Origin of the sequence: Pseudomonas orientalis, assembly GCF_002934065.1 — a bacterium.
GTDB lineage: Bacteria > Pseudomonadota > Gammaproteobacteria > Pseudomonadales > Pseudomonadaceae > Aquipseudomonas > Aquipseudomonas orientalis_A.
In genome coordinates this window covers 5,207,290-5,227,514 of record NZ_CP018049.1, presented here as the reverse complement: position 1 = coordinate 5,227,514, position 20,225 = coordinate 5,207,290, and the positions used below count along the sequence as shown (strand labels likewise).

Here is a 20,225-nt window from a genome sequence, read left to right as displayed (position 1 = left end):
ATGTCAATGCAAGTAATGCGCGGCTGGGCTACTCGGCATGCGTCCTGGATGGGCCTGATTGGGCTGCTGGGCGCAACGCAGGAGGTGCGGGCCGGTGACTACGATGGCTCACCCCAGGTCGCCGAATTCGTCGGTGAGATGACCCGCGACTACGGTTTCGCCGGTGAACAGCTGATGGGCGTGTTCCGCGAAGCCCGCAAAAAGCAGGCGATCCTCGACGCCATCTCGCGCCCCGCCGAGCGGGTCAAGCAGTGGAAGGAATATCGTCCGATGTTCCTCACCGACGCCCGCGTGGCCCGGGGCGTGGACTTCTGGCGCCAGCACGAGGCGGTACTGGCCCGCGCCGAGCAGGAATATGGCGTGCCGGCCCAGGTCATCGTCGCGATCATCGGCATTGAAACCTTTTACGGGCGCAACACCGGCAGTTACCGGGTGATCGACGCGTTGTCGACCCTGGGCTTCGATTACCCGCCGCGTGCCGAGTTCTTCCGCAAGGAGCTGCGCGAATTCCTGCTGCTGGCCCGCGAAGAACAGGTCGACCCCATGACCCTCAAGGGTTCGTACGCCGGGGCGATGGGCTTGCCGCAGTTCATGCCGAGCAGCTTTCGCGCCTACGCGGTGGATTTCGACGGCGACGGGCATATCAATATCTGGAGCAACCCCGACGATGCCATCGGCAGTGTGGCCAGCTACTTCAAGCGCCACGGCTGGGTCGGCGGAGAACCTGTGGTTGTGCGCGCCGATGTGACGGGCGAGCGCGCCGATGAAGGCCTGACCCAGGGTATCGACCCGGTGAAGACCGTCGGGGAGTTGCGAGCGCTGGGCTGGTCGAGTCAGAATGCGCCACGCGATGATATGCCGGTGACGGCGTTCCGCCTTGAAGGTGAAAATGGCCCGGAATACTGGATGGGCCTGAAGAATTTCTACGCAATCACGCGTTATAACCGCAGTGTGATGTACGCCATGGCCGTGCATCAGCTGTCAGACGAGCTGGTTCAAGCACGGGGCAACAAGTAATGCGGGTATCGCCGTTCAAAAAACCGCTCAAGCTGGTGGCGTTCGCCGCGTTGTCCCTGCTGATCGCCAGTTGCTCCACGACACCGAATCGAGCGCCGGCCAAGAAGGCCAGCGGTGCGGTGGTTCGCGCCCAGCCGGGCCTGGACATCAACCGTGCGCACAAGGACGGCGCGCCGTGGTGGGACGTGGATGTATCCAAGATCCCGGATGCCACGCCAACCCTGCACTCCGGCCCCTACAAGGCCAACCCCTATACCGTGCTGGGCAAGAATTACTTCCCGCTGCAGGAATCCAAGACCTACGTGCAGTCGGGCACGGCGTCCTGGTACGGCACCAAGTTCCACGGCCAGAACACCGCCAACGGCGAAGTGTATGACCTGTACGGCATGAGTGCGGCGCACAAGACCCTGCCGCTGCCCAGCTACGTGCGCGTGACCAACCTGGACAACAACCGCACCGTGATTCTGCGGGTCAACGACCGTGGGCCGTTCTATTCGGACCGGATCATCGACCTCTCCTATGCCGCTGCGAAGAAACTCGGTTACGCCGAAGTCGGCACCGCCCGGGTGAAAGTCGAAGGCATCGACCCGGCGCAGTACTGGGCCCAGCGTGGCAAGCCGGCGCCGTTGATGCTCAACGAGCCGCAAACCGCGCAACCGCAAGTGACGGCCTCGACCGGCAAGATCGAACAATGGACGCCGCCGCCGGCGCAGCATGCCCCGGACACCGTGGTCGTGCCCCATGCGGCGCCCGGTGCTTCCAAGGTGGGCGGGCAGTACCTGCAGGTGGGCGCTTTCGCCAACCCGGATGCGGCGGAACTGTTAAGGTCCAAGCTGAGCGGCATGGTCAGTGCGCCGGTGTTCATCAGCTCCATCGTGCGTAACCAGCAGACCCTGCACCGTGTGCGCATGGGGCCGATCGGTTCGCCGAGCGAGGTTGCGCAAGTGCAGAACAGCGTACGCCTGGCCAACCTGGGGCAACCCAGCGTAGTGACCGCGGAATAAGGCAATACAGAATTGAAGGTTCAGGCGCGTGCCTGAGCCCTGGTTGTTGGCTCGTTGAACAATAAAAACCCAGGGGCAAGGGGTGAGCGGGCAACCGAACACGTGACAGTCTGGAAGCGGGCTGTCTGAATAGTTTTGCCCGCGAGGGCAAGTTTCCATAAGCAATTTCGAGAGACGGATGAACATCACCACCTTAGCCAAACGTACGTGCCTGCTTATCTCGCTGATCATCACCCCGGCCGCCTGGGCGGTTGAGATGGTGCCGGCTTCCCCGCAACTGGCCGCCAAGGCCTGGGTCCTCATGGATGCCGCCAGTGGCAACGTGCTGGTCGAAAACGGTGGTGACGTGCGCCTGCCGCCTGCCAGCCTGACCAAGCTGATGACTGCCTACATCGCGACCCTGGAAATCCGTCGCGGCCAGATCGGTGAAAATGACCCGGTGACCGTCAGCGAGAACGCCTGGCGCACCGGTGGCTCGCGCATGTTCATCAAGGTCGGCTCGCAAGTCACGGTAAGCGACCTGCTGCATGGCATCATCATCCAGTCCGGCAACGACGCCAGCGTGGCCCTGGCCGAGCACATCGCCGGCAGCGAAGACGCGTTCGCCGACATGATGAACAAGACGGCCAGCGACCTGGGCATGACCAACAGCCACTTCATGAACCCGACCGGCCTGCCGAACCCGGAGCATTATTCGTCGGCTCACGACATGGCGATCCTGGCCCGCGCGATCATCCGTGTCGACCCGGTGCACTACGCCATCTACTCCCAGAAGGAATTCTTCTGGAACAACATCAAGCAACCTAACCGCAACCTGTTGCTGTGGCGCGACAAGACCGTCGACGGCCTGAAAACCGGCCACACCGACGAAGCCGGCTATTGCATGGTGTCGTCCGCCGTACGTGATGGCCAGCGCCTGATCGCCGTGGTCTTCGGCACCAACAGCGAGCAGGCCCGTGCGGCCGAAACGCAAAAACTGCTGACCTACGGCTTCCGCTTCTTCGAAACCCAGACCTTCTACCAGAAGGGCACCGAGCTGGCGACCGCGCCGGTCTGGAAGGGCGCCACCTCCCAGGTCAAGGCCGGCCTGGCTGATGACTTGACTCTGACCATGCCTAAAGGCCAGCTGAAAAAGCTCGCCGCCAGCATGACCCTGAACCCGCAACTGGTTGCGCCAATCGCCAAGGGTGATGTGATCGGCAAGGTTGAAGTGAAGCTGGATGACAAGGTGGTGCACAGCGCCGACCTGATCGCACTGGACGCTGTCGACGAAGGTGGTATCTTCCGCCGCGTGTGGGATAGCATCCGTCTATTCTTCTACGGCTTGTTCAACTGATTGTGTGCACCTGCAAAGCCCCGCGTTGATCCGACGCGGGGTTTTGCCGTCGCCACGGCTTACCGCTTACGAGGCCGTTCTGCCATGACCGATAAAGAAGTAAAGGCGCCAAAGATCGAATTCCCGGTGACGGATTACCCCATCAAGGTGATCAGCGATACCGGCGTAGGTCGCAAAGACACGATTCTCGAGATTGTGCGCAAACACGCGACCATCAACGACAACCGCGTGGACGAGCGTTCCAGCTCCACGGGTAAATACACGACGATCCAGTTGCACATCGTTGCGACGGATCAGGACCAGCTCTACAACATCAACAGCGAACTGCGGGCCACCGGCTTCGTGCACATGGTGCTGTGATGTCGCACGTCCTGGGCTTTCGCGAGCTCGGCCGGATGGACTACGAGCCCGTCTGGCATGCCATGCAGCGCTTCACCAACGAGCGCGGCACCTCGGCACCGGATGAAGTCTGGCTGGTCGAGCACCCGCCGGTATTCACCCAGGGCCAGGCCGGCAAGGCCGAGCATCTGCTGCTGCCGGGTGATATTGCGGTGGTGCAGGTCGACCGAGGGGGGCAAGTGACTTACCATGGGCCTGGCCAACTGGTCGCGTATCTGTTGCTGGATGTGCGCAAGCTGGGCTTTGGCGTGCGTGATCTGGTCAGCCGCATGGAGGCTTGCCTGATCGAGCTGCTGGCCAGTTACGGCGTGACCGCTGCGGCCAAGCCCGATGCACCGGGTGTGTATGTGGAGGGCGCGAAAATCGCTTCCCTCGGGCTGCGCATTCGGCACGGTTGTTCCTTTCATGGCCTGGCCCTGAATGTGGACATGGACCTGGCCCCGTTCCAGCGGATCAACCCGTGCGGTTATGCTGGCCTTGCGATGACCCAGTTGAGCGACCATGCAACACCCATAGAATTTGCCGAGGTAAGTGCCCGGCTGCGCGCGCAGCTCGTCAAACACCTCGACTATGCTGAGCAGACGACCCTGACGGGCGGAATCGATTGATATGACTACTGATGTTGTGCAAACCATGATCCCGACGCTGGACATCACCGAGCGTCCAGCCCCGGCCCCACGTGCCAAGGTGGAAGCCGGCGTCAAGCTGCGCGGCGCCGAGAAGGTTGCACGCATCCCGGTGAAGATCATTCCGACCACCGAACTGCCGAAAAAGCCTGACTGGATTCGCGTGCGTATCCCGGTCTCGCCGGAAGTCGACCGTATCAAGGCCCTGCTGCGCAAACACAAGCTGCACAGCGTGTGCGAAGAAGCGTCCTGCCCGAACCTGGGTGAGTGCTTCTCCGGCGGTACCGCCACCTTCATGATCATGGGCGACATCTGCACCCGTCGTTGCCCGTTCTGCGACGTGGGCCACGGGCGGCCGAAGCCGCTGGACGTCAACGAGCCGCAAAGCCTGGCCATCGCCATCGCCGACCTGAAACTCAAATACGTAGTGATTACCTCGGTGGACCGTGACGACTTGCGTGACGGCGGTGCCCAGCACTTTGCCGACTGCATTCGCGAAATCCGCAAACTGTCCCCCAACGTAATGCTCGAAACCCTGGTGCCCGACTACCGTGGACGCATGGACGTGGCGCTGGAAATCACCGCCGCCGAGCCGCCGGATGTGTTCAACCACAACCTGGAAACCGTGCCGCGCCTGTACAAGGCCGCGCGTCCGGGGTCGGATTACCAGTGGTCGCTGACCCTGCTGCAGAAATTCAAGCAAATGATGCCGCACATCCCGACCAAGTCCGGCCTTATGCTGGGCCTGGGCGAAACCGACGAAGAAGTCATCGAAGTCATGAAGCGCATGCGCGAGCATGACATCGACATGCTGACCCTGGGCCAATACCTGCAACCGTCCCGCAGCCACTTGCCGGTGCAGCGCTTCGTGCACCCGGACACCTTCGCCTGGTTCGCCGAGGAAGGTTACAAGATGGGCTTCAAGAACGTGGCGTCGGGCCCGTTGGTGCGTTCTTCGTACCACGCCGATGAGCAGGCCAAGCTGGTCAAGGCAAGCCTGGTTTCTTAATAAAGGTTTGTGTAACACCGCAGGTCCAATGTGGGAGGGGGCTTGCCCCCGATTGCGGTGTGACAGTCAATACATGCGTGACTGATACATTGCCATCGGGGGCAAGCCCCCTCCCACATTTCGTTATGCGTCATCTCAGGGAGAATTGTGCATGACTGCCCCCGTACCCGCCTTGCGCCTCGAAGGCACCATCGGCCTGATCGCCCCGGCCGGCCCAGCCGCGCTGGACGTCGAAAAAGCCGGGCAATGGATGCGCACCCGTGGCTATGAACTGCGGATTTTCCCCGGTGTGTACGAACGCGACGGCTACCTGGCCGGCAGCGATCAAGTGCGCCTGCGCGACCTTCACGCCGCCTTCGCCGACCCGGAAATCGATGCCATCTTCTGCCTGCGCGGCGGCTACGGTACGCCACGTCTGCTCGACGCGCTGGACTTCGACCTGCTGCGCGCCAACCCCAAGCCCTTCGTCGGCTATAGCGACATCACCGCCTTGCACCTGGCGATCAACCGCTACGCCGGCTTCGTCACCTTCCACGGGCCGATGCTCAATGCAGACCTGCTCGGCGGCAAGCAACCACCTACCGAGTCATCGCTGTTCAGCCTGTTGCGTGGCCAATTGGGCGCCGGCAGTGTGCTCAAGCATCCGGTGGCCTACCCCTTGACCACGATCGAGCCAGGCATCGCCTGCGGGCGCTTGCTGGGCGGTAACTTGTCGATGATCGCGGCGGTGATGGGCACCGCTTATGAAATTGACGCTGAAGGCATCATCCTGTTTATCGAGGACGTCAACGAGCCGCTCTATCGCATCGACCGCTTGCTGACGCACCTGCGCCTGGCGGGCAAGCTCGACCAGGTTGCGGGGGTGTTGGTGGGGGATGTGTCGGGTGTGGATAACGGGGCGCTGGAGCGGCTGTTGAAACAGACCTTCGAGCCGCTGTGCATTCCGGTGCTGGCTGGCTGGCGCAGTGGGCATTGCGATCCGAACCTGACGCTGCCGATGGGCGCATTGGTGCGGTTGGATGCGGGGCAGCAGCGGGTGGTGCTGGAGCAGGATGTAGTCTGTAAATAGTGGTCGCCTGCCAGACCCTATCGGGGGCAAGCCCCCTCCCACAATTGGACCCTGTACACCCTTAGGAATGCAGTCAAATGTGGGAGGGGGCTTGCCCCCGATGGCGCCAGTCGCCATAAGCCAATCTATCGGCTTTGCAGCGCCTCCAGCAACTTCACCGTCGGATACCCATCCGCCGGCCAGCCCAGCGCTTGCTGCGCCGCCCGAATCGCCTTGCGCGTGTTGGCGCCGATGATCCCGTCGGCGTTGCCCGCGTCATAACCTTTGGCGCTGAGCGCCGTCTGCAGGTCGATACGCTGCGAGCGGCTCAGGGGCAGCTCATCCTTTGGCCAGCTCCCGCGAATCACCCCGCCGCCACCAAAGCGCTCCGACAGCAGGCCAACGGCCAGTGCATAGGACGACGAATTGTTGTACTTGAGGATCGCACGGAAGTTATCCAGCACCAGGAACGCCGGGCCACGGTAGCCGGCCGGCAGCAGCAGGGCGGCGGACAGTTGCTCGACGTTGGCCGGCAGGCTCGCGCCGGGCGGCAGTTGGATACCCAGTTTCAGCCATTCGGCGACGGTCTTGCGAATGCCACCATCGGCCAGGGAATAGTCGAAGCTCGATGGCAGTTGCTGCACCTCAACGCCCCACGGCTGGCCTTTCTGCCAACCGGAGCTTTGCAGGTAATGGGCAGTGGAGGCGAGGGCGTCACCCGGACTGTTCCAGATATCGCGGCGACCGTCACCGTCGAAGTCCACGGCGTAGGCGTTGTAGACGGTCGGGATGAATTGGGTCTGGCCCATCGCGCCGGCCCAGGAGCCTTTCATCTGGTCGACCTGGATATCGCCATGCTGGATGATCTGCAACGCCGCCAGCAACTGCGCCTGCGCAAATGCGTGACGACGGCCCTCATAAGCCAGGGTCGCCAGGGAACGGATCACTGAATTATTGCCCTGGAACTGGCCAAAGTTGCTTTCCATGCCCCATACCGCGACCAGTGCCTGGCGATCAACACCATAACGCGCCTCGATGCGCTGCAGGATATCGGCGTACTTGATCAGTGAAGCCTGGCCATTACGCACGCGCAGCGGCGACAGGGCGCCATCGATGTATTCCCACACCGGCCGGGAGAACTCCGGCTGGCTGCGATCGGCGCGGATCACCGCCATATCGGGGGTGACGCCGGCAAAGGCATTATCGAAGACGTCGGCAGCGATCCCGGCCTGCAAGGCTTGGGCACGAAAACCAGCCTGCCATTCGGCAAAGGTCTGGGTCGGTTGGATATCGAGATTGTCCACCGCCAGCGGTGCAACTACAGCAGGTGCGATAGCCGGTGCCGTCTGGAGCTTGGGCAGCGGTTGAGCATCTGCGGCGGTAGGTTTTTCCGCGCAGGCGACAAGCAGAATGAGGCTGGAGGCAGCGATCAATTGGCGTAGGTGCCAACGACGAGAAAGACTAGAGGGCATGCACAGGTCCAGGGATTACAAATCAGGTGCTGACCTTATCATGCCAGAGGGGCGCTTGCCTTCAGGCAGCCAAAAAGTAAGAAGCCTCCCAGCTGTTAGACTGGAAGGCTTCGCGGCGGTAGCTGCCTTTGCCCTTGCCGGCGCGTTCCTGACGGCTGCGGAACAGAGGCTGGGCGATGATGGATTTGGCCTTGTTGGGGCCATGCTTGGATGGCTTTTTGCTCATGGTGGCTTCTCTCGTTTGGGTGTGGAATGGAGCGGTGCAAATCATCTGCCGAAGTGGCCCGGCTGTAAAGCCCGGCGACAACCCCTGTAGGAGCGAGCTTGCTCGCGAAAAACTCACAGGCGCCGCGTTCATTCAGGAAATACGCGTTATCGTTGACGTTTTTCGCGAGCAAGCTCGCTCCTACATTGGATTCAGGGTGTTTTTGGAAGCAGGGTTATTCGGCTGGCAGGGTGAGGCGCTGGCCGGCCATCAATAGCGACAAACGGCTCAGGCTCATCCACGGCGAGCCGGCCGCCTGGCCCTTGATCTGCGCGTCGATGCGCTGCGCTTCCAGCAACAGTTGCGCCCAGCGTTGCGCCGAGTGCCGTTGCAGGGCTTTGCTCATCAGCGGTTTGCGCTTGTCCCACACCGGCGGCCTGGCCTGGCTGAAGCATTTGTCCAGCGGTGTGCCCTGGCTGTATTGCAAGGCGATATTTGCCAGTACTCGCAGCTCCCGCGCCAGGGCCCAGAGGATCACCGGCGGTTCCACTCCTTCGCCACGCAAGCCTTCAAGCATACGCAGTGCGTGGGCGGGTTCACCGTTGAGGATCGCATCGACCAGGCCGAACACATCAAAGCGAGCGCTATCGGCCACTGCGCCTTGTACGGTTTCGACGGTGATCTGCCCGTCCTCGGCCATCAGCTTGAGCTTTTCGATCTCCTGGGCGGCGGCAAGCAAGTTGCCCTCGACCCGGGCGGCGATCAGCTCTACGGCATCTTGTGTCGCCGCCAACCCCGATTGTGACAGGCGCTGACGAATCCACTGCGGCAACTGGTTGCTGTCCACTGGCCAGATCTGGATGAACTGGGTTTGCGCACCTTCTACCAGTGCCTTGCCCCACTTGGTTTTCTGCGCGCTGCCGTCGAGCTTGGGCAGGCTGATCAGCAGTACGGTGTCTTCGGCAGGGCGCGAGCAGTATTCCATCAAGGCCGCGGCGCCTTTGTCTCCCGGCTTGCCCGAAGGCAGGCGCAGTTCCAGCAGACGCTTTTCGGCAAACAGCGACATGCTCGCGCCGGCTTGCAGCAGGGTACCCCAGTCGAAACTGGCGTCAGCACTGAACACCTGACGCTCATCGAAACCTTGCTGGCGCGCCGCCGAGCGAATGGCATCGGCCGCTTCCTGGCACAGCAACGGGTCATCGCCGCTGACAATATAGACAGGCGCGAGGCCACCTTGCAGGTGTTTGGCGAGTTGGGCAGGGGCGAGTTTCATAGGCAGGGCGAACGGGGCGCCAGGAACGCCCCGTTTGGCTTACTCGACTGGGACTTCAACAGGCGACTGTTTCGGCGTGTTGTCTTCATACTCTTGCGCAGCCTTCAGGGCATCGGCGTCAGCCTTGGCCTTGTTGTCGGCGATCTGCTGCAGCTCCGCGAGTTTTTCCGGGGTCAGCAGTTGCAGGCGAGTCATCATGCGCTGGATCAGCTCACGACGCATTTCCTTGCGCACTTGGATGGTCTCCGAGTCCGAACCCACCAGGTTGTTGCCGTCGTGGCTCACGACTTTCTGCACCTGGATCTTGTCGCCCATCAGCGGCAGGTTATCGCGGCCCTGTATTTCGAAGTTGAGGGTGGTGGCCAACTCGATATCGGACGCCCGACCGGCACTGGCGTAGCTGATGTTGCGCTGGGTTTCGCGCTCATCGACCAGGTTCAGTTTGTAGGTGGCCCCGGTATAGACGTGCACGCCGCTGTTTTCCAGGCTCTGGCGCAGCTGAGTCACGGTTTCGCCGTAGGCGTTGCGTGCGCTGACGTCGAGTTCCTTGAGCGACAATTCATTGGTGCCGGTGCCGCGCAGCTGGAAGCCGCAAGCGCTCAACAGAACGGCCAGGCCCATTACCAGCAGATTGCGTTTGATCATGTTGTTGCTCCCCTTGAAACCAGGCGGGCCGTATCGAGGCCCTGAAGGTTTAGTTCGGCGCAGGGCTCAAGCCCTGCGCCCGATCCGATTTAGCTGGCGACGATATTGACCAGTTTTCCAGGCACTACGATCACTTTGCGGATCGTCAGGCCTTCGGTAAAGCGCAGCACGTTCTCGTTGCAGCGTGCAGCCGCTTCGACGTCTTCACGGCTGGCGCTGGCCGGCATGTCGATCTGGCCGCGCAATTTGCCATTGACCTGGATCACCAGCTGCAGCGTGTCCTGGACCAGCGCGCTGTCATCCTGCACCGGCCAGCGGGCGTCGATGACGGCGCCGCTGTGGCCCAGGCGGTTCCACAGTTCGTGGCTGATATGCGGCGTGATCGGTGCCAGCAGCAGGGTAACCGTTTCCAGACCTTCCTGGATCAATGCGCGATCCTGTTCCGAGGCCTGCGGGGCTTTTTCCAGCACGTTCATCAATGTCATCACCTGGGCGATGGCGGTGTTGAACTTGTGGTTCTGCCCTACGTCCTGGCTGGCCTGGCGGATTGCCAGGTGGGTGCTGCGACGAATGGCCTTCTGCTCGTCATTCAAGGCCGCGACGTCCAGCTTGCCCGGCAAGCCCTGGCTGACATGGGCATGGGCCAGGCGCCAGACGCGCTTGAGGAAGCGGTGCGAGCCTTCGACGCCGGAGTCGGACCATTCGGCGCTCATGTCGGGCGGCGAGGCGAACATCATGAACAGGCGGCAGGTGTCGGCGCCGAACTGATCGATCATCGATTGCGGATCGACGCCGTTGTTCTTCGACTTGGCCATCTTCTCGGTGCCGCCGATTTCCACCGGCAAGCCGTCGGATTTGAGCTTGGCGCTGATGACTTTCGCTTTGCTGTCACGCTCGAGCTCGACGTCCGCCGGGTTGAACCAGGTGTAGGCGCCATTGGCTTCGCGGCGGTAGTAGGTCTCGGCGATGACCATGCCTTGGGTCAGCAGGTTCTTGAACGGCTCGTCGGAGCTGACCAGGCCTTCGTCGCGCATCAGCTTGTGGAAGAAGCGCGCGTAGAGCAGGTGCAGGATGGCGTGTTCGATACCGCCGATGTACTGATCTACCGGCAACCAGTGGTCGGCTGCGGATTTTTCCACCAGGCCACCTTCATAGTGCGGCGAGGCGTAGCGGGCGTAGTACCACGAGGACTCCACGAAGGTGTCCATGGTGTCGGTTTCACGCTTGGCAGGCTGGCCGCATTTGGGGCAGCTGCATTCGTAGAACTCGGGCATGCGCGCCAGTGGCGAACCGGCGCCGTCCGGTACGACGTCTTCGGGCAGGACCACCGGCAGTTGCTCTTCTGGTACTGGCACGTCGCCACAGGTTTCGCAGTGGATGATCGGGATCGGGCAGCCCCAGTAGCGTTGACGGCTGATGCCCCAGTCGCGCAGGCGGAACTGGGTGCGCGAGGCGCCGAGATTTTTCTTGATCAGGGCAACTTCGATGGCGTCGAAAGCGCCCTGGAAGTCCAGGCCGTCGAACTCGCCGGAGTTGATCAGCTCGCCGTGCTCGCCATAGGCGTCCTGCCACGGGGCCGGGCTGGTGTCGCCCGCGCTGGTGCGCACCACCGACTTGATCGGCAGGTCGTACTTGGTGGCGAATTCGAAGTCGCGTTCGTCGTGGGCCGGGACTGCCATTACAGCGCCATCGCCGTAATGCATCAGCACATAGTTGGCGACCCAGACCGGCAATTTCTCGCCCGTCAGCGGGTGCTCGACGAACAGCCCGGTCGGCAGGCCTTTTTTCTCCTGGGTGGCGACGTCGGCTTCAGCCACGCTGCCGCCCTTGCATTCGGCGATGAACGCTTGCAGCTCAGGGTTGTTCTGTGCAGCCTGGGTGGCGAGCGGGTGTTCGGCGGCCACGGCGACATAGGTCGCGCCCATCAGGGTGTCCGGACGGGTGGTGAAGACTTTGAGTGCGCCCGCTTCGCCGATGGAGTCGACGTTGTACGGGAACTGCACTTCCATGCCCTTGGATTTGCCGATCCAGTTGCGCTGCATGGTCTTGACCTGTTCAGGCCAGCCCGGCAAATCGTCGAGGCTCGACAAGAGTTCGTCCGCGTAGGCGGTGATCTTGAAGTAGTACATCGGGATTTCGCGTTTTTCGATCAGCGCGCCGGAACGCCAGCCGCGGCCGTCGATCACCTGTTCGTTGGCCAGTACGGTCTGGTCAATCGGATCCCAGTTCACGGTGCCGCTTTTTTTGTAGATCACGCCTTTTTCGAACAGGCGAGTGAACAGCCATTGTTCCCAGCGGTAGTAATCCGGCTTGCAGGTGGTCACTTCGCGGGACCAGTCCACCGCCAGGCCCAGGCTGCGCAGCTGGGTCTTCATGTAGGCGATGTTTTCGTAGGTCCACTTGGCGGGCGCCACGTTGTTTTTCATCGCGGCGTTTTCCGCCGGCATGCCGAAAGCGTCCCAACCCATGGGTTGCAGAACGTTCTTGCCGAGCATGCGCTGGTAGCGGGAAATCACGTCGCCGATGGTGTAGTTACGCACGTGCCCCATGTGTAGCTTGCCGCTGGGGTAAGGGAACATCGATAGGCAATAGAACGTCTCCTTGCCTGGCTGTTCGCTGACTTCAAAGGACTTTTGCTCGTCCCAGAAGGTTTGTGCGGCATTTTCTATTTCACGGGGCTGATATTGTTCGTGCATGGCTACTTTTGAACTGGATAGGGGTGGCCTAATCCTCTTCGGTGCAACGTTCAGGTTGATCGACACCGGAAAGCGGCGCGTCCGTGCCCAAACCCTGCGGGAAGTGGAGTTACAGGAAGCGCCGTAGCATACATGACCCCACTCTATCGAGGGAAACCCTGATTGCGCCGGCCAGGCCGTCTGTCGCGGCACCGGGCAGGTGCAGCCACGGGGGCTACGCTGTTTATTGGGGAGCAAGTATTTCTTCAATGAGGTGAGGGGATGGCTGAATCGCAGCGAACTTTGACGAAACCGCAGTTATACGAAGGACTGATCGACCGTTTGGGTCGGGCATTGGATGCCGCAAGAACCGCAGGCCGATTGCGTGATGAACGGCCTCTGGAGCTGGAGTTGCGAGGCTTGAGCCAGGCAGAGCTTGAACTGATCAAGCGCTATCTGGAATTGCACCACCAACGCGCCGCCCATGGGCCGGCATCCCCGCCGGCCCACGAGTCGCCTCGTTCGGCCAAGGTAGTGTGGCTGAAGGATCTGGCGGCCGGTCGCAGCCCGGAAAATGTCCGGTCGATACGGTGCAAGTGACCCCGCGTTATCCGTTGATGTTTACAAAATATGCTCGTAAGGATTGTTGCTGAACCCCGTTGCATCTAGGCTTCGGGCATCTTTGGAGATGCCCGATGCCTTTTCGTTATTTCATTAAACAATTGTTGTTGCCGCCCGGTATTTTCCTGCTGCTGCTGGCGCTTGCCTGGTGGTTTCGTCGCAGTCGTCCGCGCCTGGCCGGGTGTTGTTTTGCCTTGGGATTGGGCGGGATGTGGTTGATCAGCCTGCCGGTGATGGTGCAGTGGGGCGCACGCGCCCTGGAGACAGCACCGCCTCTGGCCCGCGAGGACTGGGCAAACCTGGCCCAGCGCGCCGACGCGATTGTGGTGCTGGGCTCCGGTCGTGAGCGCGGCGACATTGCGTGGGGCTCCGACCAGCCCACCGGCATCGGTTTGGAGCGTGAACGTTACGCAGCGCGTCTGGCCAAGGCGTCCGGGTTGCCGGTGTTGACCAGCGGCGGCCTGCACTACGGCACGCCGCCCAGCGAGGCAGAGCTGATGGCGGTGTCGATGCAGGATGACTTCGGCGTCACGGTGCGCTGGAAGGAAGAGCGCAGCCGCACCACTTGGGAAAATGCGCAGATGAGCGCCGAGATACTGTTGCCCCAAGGCATCAAGCGCGTGGTGGTGGTGACCCAGGCCTGGCATATGCCGCGTTCGGTGTGGAGCTTTGAGAAGGCCGGCTTCACTGTGGTGCCCGGGCCAGTGGGGTTTCTGGGCGTGGATCACGGTCGGCCGCTCGGCGGGTGGATGCCGGAGGTCAAGTCGGTGTGGCAGAGCGGGCAGTTGATCAATGAGGCGGTGGGGCAGGTGGGGTATAGGTTGTTCTACAGGTAACACCGCAGGACAAATGTGGGAGGGGGCTTGCCCCCGATAGCGGAGTGTCAGTCAGCACATTTGATACTGATACACCGCAATCGGGGGCAAGCCCCCTCCCACATTGGTTGTGTGTTGCCTGTCAGAAGGTTTTAGCCATTCGAGCGGCCAGCAGCGCCCAGCCGAACAGCAGCAGGCACAGGATGATCAACGGCCACGACCGCCATTGCAGGTAAGGCGTCAGGTTGTGCATCGGCACCACCTCCCCATACAGAATGCCGCGCTCGAATTGCGGGATCTGTGCGGTGATCTGCCCAAACGGGTTGATCAGGCCGGTCACACCGTTGTTGGTGGCGCGGATCATCCAGCGGCCGGCTTCAAGCGCACGCATCTGCGCCATCTGCAGATGCTGCAGCGGGCCGATCGAGCGGCCGAACCAGGTATCGTTGCTGATCGTCAGCAGCAGGTCGCTCTGGGCCGACAGGCCGGCGGCGAACTCCGGGTACACCACTTCATAACAGATGAACGGCGCAATCTGATAACCCTTGGCCTGGAGCATGGGCTGGTCGGAAGGGCCGCGGGCGAAGTCCGACATCGGCAAATCGAAGAAGGCGATCAGCCCGCGCAGCATATCCTGCAGCGGCACGTACTCACCGAACGGCACCAGCTTCTGCTTGAGGTAGGTGCCTTCACCTTCGCCGACCACGGTGATGCCATTGAAGTAGCGCTTCTCGTGGCGCACTTCCTCGCGAATCGGTACGCCGGTGATCAGTGCAGTATTACGCTCGGCGGCGAACTTGCCCATCATGGTCAGGTAACCTTCGACCGACTCCTTGAGTACCGGTACGGCGGTTTCCGGCCACACCAGCAGGTCGACGCGTTTGGAACTCAAACTCATGTCGCGGTACAGCGCCAGTTGCGCGTTGAGCTGCTCGGGGTCCCACTTCATGCTTTGTTCGACGTTGCCCTGGATCGCGGCCACGCTCAGGGGCGGGCCGGAGGGCGAGGTCCAGGCATGATGCTTGAGCGCCAGGCCGATGGCCCACGGTGCGACGAGCAGCACCAGGCCGGCCGCGATAAAGCTGTTGCGCCGGCTCGCCAGCAGGCGCGGCAGGTTGCACAGCAGGGCGGCGGTCAACGCCAGCGCGAACGAAATCAGCCACATCCCGCCTAAGGGCGCGAGGCCGGTCAGCGGGCCGTCGAGTTGACTGTAGCCCGAATACAGCCACGGAAAACCGGTGAGGAACCAGCCGCGAAAAGCTTCCTGGCCGACCCACAATGCCGCGAACGTCAGCGCATCGGCCAATGGCGCTTCATTGCGGCGCAGCCAGCGTGCCCACAGCCAGGCGGGCAAGGCGAAGAACCAGGCGATGGCGGCGGTGAACAGCAGCATCAGGAACCCCGCCAGCAGCACCGAAGCGCCGCCGAAGTGGTGGATGCTGTAGTAGATCCAGCTGGTGCCGGCGCCAAACAGGCCGAAACCGAAACACCAGCCGCGGCCCAGGGCCTGGCGGGGTGTGAGTTCACGCAGGCCGATATAGAACAGACCGGCCGCCACCAGCGCCAGCGGCCAGATATCGAACGGCGCCAGCGCCAGGGTAGTGATGGCGCCGGCCACCACGGCCAGCAGGTTACCGGGCCAGCCGGGTGCGATCAGACGGCGCATTTCAGTCCTTAACCCTCAACGGGCGATAGGGGTCAAACGGATCAGGTGGATACGACGGCTGTCCGCGTTGAGGATGCGGAACCGATACGCGCCGATCTCGGTGGTTTCGTTACGCTTGGGCAGGTGCCCGAATGCACTCATCACCAGGCCGCCGACGGTGTCGAATTCATCGTCGGAAAACTCGCTGTCGAAGAACTCGTTGAAGTTCTCGATGGGCGTCAAGGCCTTGATCAGGAAGTCACCGCTGGGCAGTGGCTTGATGTAGCTGTCTTCTTCGACGTCGTGCTCGTCTTCGATGTCGCCGACGATCTGCTCCAGGACGTCTTCGATGGTCACCAGGCCAGCCACGCCGCCGTATTCATCGATCACAATGGCCATGTGATTGTGGTTGGCGCGGAACTCGCGCAGCAGCACGTTCAGGCGCTTGGATTCAGGCACGAAGGTGGCTGGACGCAGCAGGTCCTTGATGTTGAAGCTATCGCCGTTCTCCTTGAGGATCAGCGGCAACAGGTCCTTGGCCAACAGGACGCCCATGACGTCGTCATGGCTTTCGCCGATCACCGGGTAGCGCGAGTGCGCGGAGTCGATTACGGCCGGGAGGAATTCCCGCGGGGTCTGGGTCGCCCTGATGCTGATCATCTGCGAGCGCGGCACCATGATGTCGCGTACTTGCAGGTCAGCCACCTGAATGGCGCCTTCGACGATGGCCAGCGCTTCGCTGTCCAGCAACTTGTTCTGGTGGGCCTCGCGCAGCAGCTCCAGCAGCTCCTGGCGGTTTTTCGGCTCGTGGGCAAAAGCCTGGGTCAGTTTACCCAGCCATGACTTTTGCCCGTTGCTCGATCGGTCTTCGCTCATAGCGATTACTCTAAATCCTTTGATATGACAGTTGAGTGTTGATCAGTTTTCGTCGTCTGCGTAGGGGTCGCGGTGCCCCAATTCAGCAAGCAACGTTCGTTCCAGTGCTTCCATTTCCTCGGCTTCGTCATCGTCTATATGGTCGTAGCCCAAGAGATGCAAGCAGCCGTGGATGACTAGATGGGCCCAGTGGGCCTCAAGTTCCTTGCCTTGTTCGCGCGCTTCGCGTTCCACCACTTCGACGCAGATCACCAGGTCGCCCAGCAGCGGGATATCCAGTAATTCGTCGGGTACGTCGGCGGGGAAGGACAGCACGTTGGTCGCGTAGTCTTTCTGGCGCCAGGTGTGGTTCAGCTCGCGGCCTTCGGGCTCATCCACCAGACGAATGGTCAGTTCCGAGTCGGCAGTGCGCTGGCGCAGGGCCAGGGCGCACCATTGACGAAACTGTGCTTCGCCGGGGGCGGGCGCCTCGGTGGCCCGCTGCAGGTCAAGCTCAAGCATCGCGGCGCGTGTCCTGGGCCGGTGCGTCGTCCTTGTGGTCGAAACGCTCATAGGCTTCTACGATGCGCTGCACCAGCGGATGACGGACCACGTCCTTGGGCATGAAGTGCGTGAAGCTGATACCCGGTACGTCCTTTAGCACCTCGATCACCTGCGCCAGCCCCGACTTGGTGCCCTTGGGCAGGTCGACCTGGGTGACGTCACCGGTAATCACGGCCGTGGAGCCGAAACCGATACGGGTGAGGAACATCTTCATTTGCTCGACCGTGGTGTTCTGGCTTTCGTCGAGGATGATGAAGCTGTTGTTCAAGGTGCGACCGCGCATGTAGGCCAGCGGGGCGATTTCGATCACCTGGCGCTCGATCAGCTTGGCGACGTATTCAAAGCCGAGCATCTCGTACAGCGCGTCGTAGAGCGGGCGCAGGTACGGGTCGATCTTCTGGGCCAGGTCGCCGGGCAGGAAGCCGAGTTTTTCACCCGCTTCGACCGCCGGGCGCACCAGCAGGATGCGGCGAACCTGTTCGCGCTCCAGGGCATCCACCGCACAGGCCACGGCCAGGTAGGTCTTGCCGGTACCGGCCGGGCCGATGCCGAAGTTGATGTCGTTGCCGAGGATTTCCTTGACGTACTTCTGCTGATTCAAGCCGCGCGGGCGAATCATGCCTTTTTTGGTACGCAGGGCCACGCTGGCTTCGGCCACGGGGTTGTTGGCCAGGTCTTCCACGGCGGATTCCTGCAGGTACAGGTGCACCGTTTCCGGCGACAGCTCACTGCCCTTGGTTTCGCGGTAGAGGCGCCGCAGCAGGTTTTCCGCAGACGTGGTGTGTTGGGGTTCACCAATAAGCTCGAACTGATTGCCGCGGTTGCGGATCTCGATGCTCAGGCGTTGTTCGATCAGGCGCAGGTGCTCGTCGAACTGTCCGCACAGGTTGGCGAAACGGCGAGCCTCAAACGGCTCGAGGAGAAAACGATGGGGTTCTACTGTAGGTGCGTTCAAGGTCGCTTTTAGCCGCCCTTTGGCTGTTGAGGTGAAACAGAGAATAACGCCAGTGGCGCGGGTACGAAAGCACTTACGTCATCGGAATGTTGCATGGATCCAATGTGGGAGGGGGCTTGCCCCCGATAGCGCAGTGTCAGCCAGCACATTTGGTACTGAGACACCGCAATCGGGGGCAAGCCCCCTCCCACATTAGTTCTGCCCTTGCCTGGGCAGCCGGGGGTTGTCAGTTGATCAACGAACCGCGCAGCGAGTGCGGTTGCGCCGCATCGATGTGCACATCGGCAAACTGGCCGATCAGGGTCGGGTTGTCGCAGCGGAAGTTGACGATGCGATTGTTCTCGGTACGGCCCTGCAATTCGCCAGGGTCCTTCTTCGAGTAGTCGGTCACCAGGATGCGCTGGATCGAACCGACCATTTGTCGGCTGATCTCGAAACCCTGCTCATTCAGGCGATGTTGCAGCGCATTCAAGCGTTCTTTTTTCAACGCTTCCGGGGTTTCGTCCGGCAGGTCGGCCGCTGGGGTGCCCGGGCGCTGGCTGTAGACGAACGAGTAGGAGAAGTCGAAACCGACGTCCTCGATCAGCTTCATGGTCTGCTCGAAGTCTTTCTCGGTCTCGCCGGGGAAGCCGACGATAAAGTCCGAGCTGATGCAGATACCTGGCACTGCAGCGCGCAATTTACGCAGCTTGGATTTGTACTCCAGGGCCGTGTGGTTGCGTTTCATTGCCGACAGGATGCGATCCGAGCCCGACTGCACCGGCAAATGCAGGTGTTTGACCAGCTCCGGCACCTCGGCGTGGGCCTGGATCAGGCTGTCGGAAAACTCCAGCGGGTGCGACGTGGTGTAGCGGATGCGCTCGATGCCATCGACGGCGGCGACTACGCGGATCAACTCCGCGAGGTCAGCCAGGCGCCCATCGTCGGTCTGGCCCCGGTAACCGTTGACGTTCTGGCCCAGCAGGGTGACTTCACGCACGCCGTTTTCGGCCAAGTGGATGATTTCCGACAGCACATCGTCAAACGGCCGGCTGACTTCTTCGCCACGGGTGTAGGGCACTACACAGAAGGTGCAGTACTTGCTGCAGCCTTCCATCACCGACACATAGGCACTTGGCCCGTCGATGCGCGGCTCGGGCAAATGGTCGAATTTTTCGATTTCAGGGAACGACACGTCCACTTGCGGCAACTTGGTGATGCGCGCGGCGTCGATCATTTCCGGCAGGCGGTGCAGGGTCTGCGGGCCGAAGACCACGTCGACATAGGGCGCGCGGTCGCGGATCGCGGCGCCTTCCTGGCTGGCCACGCAACCGCCGACGGCGATCACCATGTCCGGGTTGGCCAGCTTCAATTCGCGCCAGCGGCCCAGCTGCGAGTACACACGGTCCTGGGCCCGCTCGCGGATCGAGCAGGTATTGAGCAGGATCACGTCGGCATCTTCGGCGCGGGCGGTGACTTCCAGGGCCTGGTGTTCGCCCAGCAGATCGACCATGCGCGAGCTGTCGTACTCGTTCATCTGGCAACCGTGGGTTTCGATGTAAAGCTTCTTGGCCATGGGGATCGTCAACTGGTGGTAAAGAACCGCGCATTATAGGGGGCATGCCCATTGGTTCCTAGCGCTGTGCATCGGGTGCCATGCTATAGTTCGCGCCCTCTTTTATATCCGCGATGTGTTGCTCGCCCGCCATGACCAAACGTGAAGCTCCAATCTACAAGGTGATTTTCCTCAACCAGGGCCAGGTGTTCGAAATGTACGCCAAGCAGATCTATCAAAGTGATCTGTGGGGCTTCCTGGAGGTGGAAGAGTTCGTCTTTGGCGAGCGTACCCAATTGGTCGTCGACCCGGGCGAAGAAAAGCTCAAGGCCCAGTTCGAAGGCGTGGTGCGCAGCTTTGTGCCGATGCATTCGATCGTGCGCATTGATGAAGTCGAGCGCCTGGGCACGCCGAAGATCAGCGAGGCGCGGGGCACCAGCAATGTGATGCCGTTTCCGATGCCGATGCCGGAGAAGTGACGCTCAATTAATTTGTAGGGCGTTTCCGAAATTGCCCTCTTCTGGATA

20 protein-coding genes are annotated in these 20,225 nt (G+C 61.7%); 10 read left to right on the top strand and 10 right to left on the bottom strand.

Annotation, left to right across the window (positions count from 1 at the left end; translation table 11 throughout):
• Positions 1 to 6 precede the first annotated feature (6 nt).
• The 7 genes from mltB to BOP93_RS23540 all read left to right on the top strand — a co-directional run bounded on the left by mltB (position 7) and on the right by BOP93_RS23540 (position 6,460).
• Positions 7 to 1,017, top strand: a complete 1,011-nt coding sequence (gene mltB, locus BOP93_RS23570) for a lytic murein transglycosylase B (protein ID WP_104504830.1) — start codon at positions 7 to 9, stop codon at positions 1,015 to 1,017.
• Positions 1,017 to 2,021: a septal ring lytic transglycosylase RlpA family protein gene (locus BOP93_RS23565; RefSeq protein ID WP_104504829.1), complete on the top strand. Its 1,005-nt coding sequence runs from the start codon at positions 1,017 to 1,019 to the stop codon at positions 2,019 to 2,021. Before mltB ends, BOP93_RS23565 begins: the two co-directional genes overlap by 1 nt.
• Positions 2,022 to 2,199: 178 nt before the next feature.
• Positions 2,200 to 3,357 carry a D-alanyl-D-alanine carboxypeptidase family protein gene (locus BOP93_RS23560; protein WP_104504828.1) on the top strand — a complete coding sequence of 386 codons (1,158 nt, stop codon included), beginning with the start codon at positions 2,200 to 2,202 and terminating at the stop codon, positions 3,355 to 3,357.
• 84 nt (positions 3,358 to 3,441) lie between these two features.
• A complete protein-coding gene (locus tag BOP93_RS23555; RefSeq protein ID WP_065886843.1) occupies positions 3,442 to 3,717 on the top strand; it encodes a DUF493 domain-containing protein in 276 nt (91 codons plus the stop codon).
• Complete coding sequence (gene lipB, locus BOP93_RS23550) at positions 3,717 to 4,364, top strand: lipoyl(octanoyl) transferase LipB (protein ID WP_065895171.1); 648 nt, start codon at positions 3,717 to 3,719, stop codon at positions 4,362 to 4,364. Before BOP93_RS23555 ends, lipB begins: the two co-directional genes overlap by 1 nt.
• A gap of 25 nt (positions 4,365 to 4,389) precedes the next feature.
• On the top strand, positions 4,390 to 5,391 hold the full coding sequence (gene lipA / locus BOP93_RS23545; protein ID WP_162276339.1) for a lipoyl synthase: 1,002 nt from the start codon (positions 4,390 to 4,392) through the stop codon (positions 5,389 to 5,391).
• Positions 5,392 to 5,542: 151 nt separating this feature from the next.
• Positions 5,543 to 6,460, top strand: a complete 918-nt coding sequence (locus BOP93_RS23540) for a S66 peptidase family protein (RefSeq protein ID WP_104504827.1) — start codon at positions 5,543 to 5,545, stop codon at positions 6,458 to 6,460.
• Between the two features lie 125 nt (positions 6,461 to 6,585).
• Here the strand turns inward: BOP93_RS23540 and BOP93_RS23535 are convergent, their stop codons facing one another.
• The 5 genes from BOP93_RS23535 to leuS all read right to left on the bottom strand — a co-directional run bounded on the left by BOP93_RS23535 (position 6,586) and on the right by leuS (position 12,730).
• Entirely contained in the window at positions 6,586 to 7,911 is a 1,326-nt protein-coding gene (locus BOP93_RS23535) for a lytic murein transglycosylase (protein WP_104504826.1), read from the bottom strand.
• A gap of 61 nt (positions 7,912 to 7,972) precedes the next feature.
• The gene (gene arfA / locus BOP93_RS23530; RefSeq protein WP_003176285.1) at positions 7,973 to 8,137 is read right to left on the bottom strand and encodes an alternative ribosome rescue factor ArfA; all 165 of its coding nucleotides are present in this window, start codon (positions 8,135 to 8,137) and stop codon (positions 7,973 to 7,975) included.
• Positions 8,138 to 8,351: 214 nt separating this feature from the next.
• Positions 8,352 to 9,389, bottom strand: a complete 1,038-nt coding sequence (gene holA / locus BOP93_RS23525) for a DNA polymerase III subunit delta (protein WP_104504825.1) — start codon at positions 9,387 to 9,389, stop codon at positions 8,352 to 8,354.
• 39 nt (positions 9,390 to 9,428) lie between these two features.
• The gene (lptE, locus tag BOP93_RS23520) at positions 9,429 to 10,034 is read right to left on the bottom strand and encodes an LPS assembly lipoprotein LptE (RefSeq protein ID WP_104504824.1); all 606 of its coding nucleotides are present in this window, start codon (positions 10,032 to 10,034) and stop codon (positions 9,429 to 9,431) included.
• Positions 10,035 to 10,123: 89 nt separating this feature from the next.
• Positions 10,124 to 12,730, bottom strand: a complete 2,607-nt coding sequence (leuS, locus tag BOP93_RS23515; protein WP_104504823.1) for a leucine--tRNA ligase — start codon at positions 12,728 to 12,730, stop codon at positions 10,124 to 10,126.
• A gap of 261 nt (positions 12,731 to 12,991) precedes the next feature.
• Here leuS and BOP93_RS23510 point away from each other — a divergent pair, with 261 nt between their 5' ends.
• The gene (locus BOP93_RS23510; protein ID WP_065952067.1) at positions 12,992 to 13,309 is read left to right on the top strand and encodes a hypothetical protein; all 318 of its coding nucleotides are present in this window, start codon (positions 12,992 to 12,994) and stop codon (positions 13,307 to 13,309) included.
• Positions 13,310 to 13,404: 95 nt separating this feature from the next.
• Positions 13,405 to 14,166, top strand: a complete 762-nt coding sequence (locus BOP93_RS23505; RefSeq protein WP_065886851.1) for a YdcF family protein — start codon at positions 13,405 to 13,407, stop codon at positions 14,164 to 14,166.
• 121 nt (positions 14,167 to 14,287) lie between these two features.
• On the opposite strand, the gene lnt is transcribed toward BOP93_RS23505, so the two are convergent.
• The 5 genes from lnt to miaB all read right to left on the bottom strand — a co-directional run bounded on the left by lnt (position 14,288) and on the right by miaB (position 19,719).
• Positions 14,288 to 15,811, bottom strand: a complete 1,524-nt coding sequence (gene lnt, locus BOP93_RS23500; RefSeq protein ID WP_104504822.1) for an apolipoprotein N-acyltransferase — start codon at positions 15,809 to 15,811, stop codon at positions 14,288 to 14,290.
• Positions 15,812 to 15,826: 15 nt separating this feature from the next.
• Positions 15,827 to 16,666 (bottom strand): HlyC/CorC family transporter, encoded by an 840-nt coding sequence (locus BOP93_RS23495; protein WP_057724910.1) that lies wholly within the window; start codon positions 16,664 to 16,666, stop codon positions 15,827 to 15,829.
• A 42-nt stretch (positions 16,667 to 16,708) separates the two neighbouring features.
• Positions 16,709 to 17,167, bottom strand: a complete 459-nt coding sequence (gene ybeY / locus BOP93_RS23490; protein ID WP_065886854.1) for an rRNA maturation RNase YbeY — start codon at positions 17,165 to 17,167, stop codon at positions 16,709 to 16,711.
• Positions 17,160 to 18,164, bottom strand: a complete 1,005-nt coding sequence (locus BOP93_RS23485) for a PhoH family protein (RefSeq protein ID WP_065886855.1) — start codon at positions 18,162 to 18,164, stop codon at positions 17,160 to 17,162. Before BOP93_RS23485 ends, ybeY begins: the two co-directional genes overlap by 8 nt.
• 226 nt (positions 18,165 to 18,390) lie before the next feature.
• Complete coding sequence (gene miaB, locus BOP93_RS23480; protein WP_104504821.1) at positions 18,391 to 19,719, bottom strand: tRNA (N6-isopentenyl adenosine(37)-C2)-methylthiotransferase MiaB; 1,329 nt, start codon at positions 19,717 to 19,719, stop codon at positions 18,391 to 18,393.
• A gap of 131 nt (positions 19,720 to 19,850) precedes the next feature.
• Here miaB and BOP93_RS23475 point away from each other — a divergent pair, with 131 nt between their 5' ends.
• Entirely contained in the window at positions 19,851 to 20,177 is a 327-nt protein-coding gene (locus BOP93_RS23475; protein WP_003194436.1) for a DUF1820 family protein, read from the top strand.
• Positions 20,178 to 20,225 lie beyond the last annotated feature (48 nt).

Coding starts and splice junctions, on each gene's coding strand:
- mltB (WP_104504830.1), top strand. CDS start 7: ATGCAAGTAATGCGCGGCTGGGCTACTCGGCATGCGTCCTGGATGGGC.
- BOP93_RS23565 (WP_104504829.1), top strand. CDS start 1,017: ATGCGGGTATCGCCGTTCAAAAAACCGCTCAAGCTGGTGGCGTTCGCC.
- BOP93_RS23560 (WP_104504828.1), top strand. CDS start 2,200: ATGAACATCACCACCTTAGCCAAACGTACGTGCCTGCTTATCTCGCTG.
- BOP93_RS23555 (WP_065886843.1), top strand. CDS start 3,442: ATGACCGATAAAGAAGTAAAGGCGCCAAAGATCGAATTCCCGGTGACG.
- lipB (WP_065895171.1), top strand. CDS start 3,717: ATGTCGCACGTCCTGGGCTTTCGCGAGCTCGGCCGGATGGACTACGAG.
- lipA (WP_162276339.1), top strand. CDS start 4,390: ATGATCCCGACGCTGGACATCACCGAGCGTCCAGCCCCGGCCCCACGT.
- BOP93_RS23540 (WP_104504827.1), top strand. CDS start 5,543: ATGACTGCCCCCGTACCCGCCTTGCGCCTCGAAGGCACCATCGGCCTG.
- BOP93_RS23535 (WP_104504826.1), bottom strand. CDS start 7,911: ATGCCCTCTAGTCTTTCTCGTCGTTGGCACCTACGCCAATTGATCGCT.
- arfA (WP_003176285.1), bottom strand. CDS start 8,137: ATGAGCAAAAAGCCATCCAAGCATGGCCCCAACAAGGCCAAATCCATC.
- holA (WP_104504825.1), bottom strand. CDS start 9,389: ATGAAACTCGCCCCTGCCCAACTCGCCAAACACCTGCAAGGTGGCCTC.
- lptE (WP_104504824.1), bottom strand. CDS start 10,034: ATGATCAAACGCAATCTGCTGGTAATGGGCCTGGCCGTTCTGTTGAGC.
- leuS (WP_104504823.1), bottom strand. CDS start 12,730: ATGCACGAACAATATCAGCCCCGTGAAATAGAAAATGCCGCACAAACC.
- BOP93_RS23510 (WP_065952067.1), top strand. CDS start 12,992: ATGGCTGAATCGCAGCGAACTTTGACGAAACCGCAGTTATACGAAGGA.
- BOP93_RS23505 (WP_065886851.1), top strand. CDS start 13,405: ATGCCTTTTCGTTATTTCATTAAACAATTGTTGTTGCCGCCCGGTATT.
- lnt (WP_104504822.1), bottom strand. CDS start 15,811: ATGCGCCGTCTGATCGCACCCGGCTGGCCCGGTAACCTGCTGGCCGTG.
- BOP93_RS23495 (WP_057724910.1), bottom strand. CDS start 16,666: ATGAGCGAAGACCGATCGAGCAACGGGCAAAAGTCATGGCTGGGTAAA.
- ybeY (WP_065886854.1), bottom strand. CDS start 17,167: ATGCTTGAGCTTGACCTGCAGCGGGCCACCGAGGCGCCCGCCCCCGGC.
- miaB (WP_104504821.1), bottom strand. CDS start 19,719: ATGGCCAAGAAGCTTTACATCGAAACCCACGGTTGCCAGATGAACGAG.
- BOP93_RS23475 (WP_003194436.1), top strand. CDS start 19,851: ATGACCAAACGTGAAGCTCCAATCTACAAGGTGATTTTCCTCAACCAG.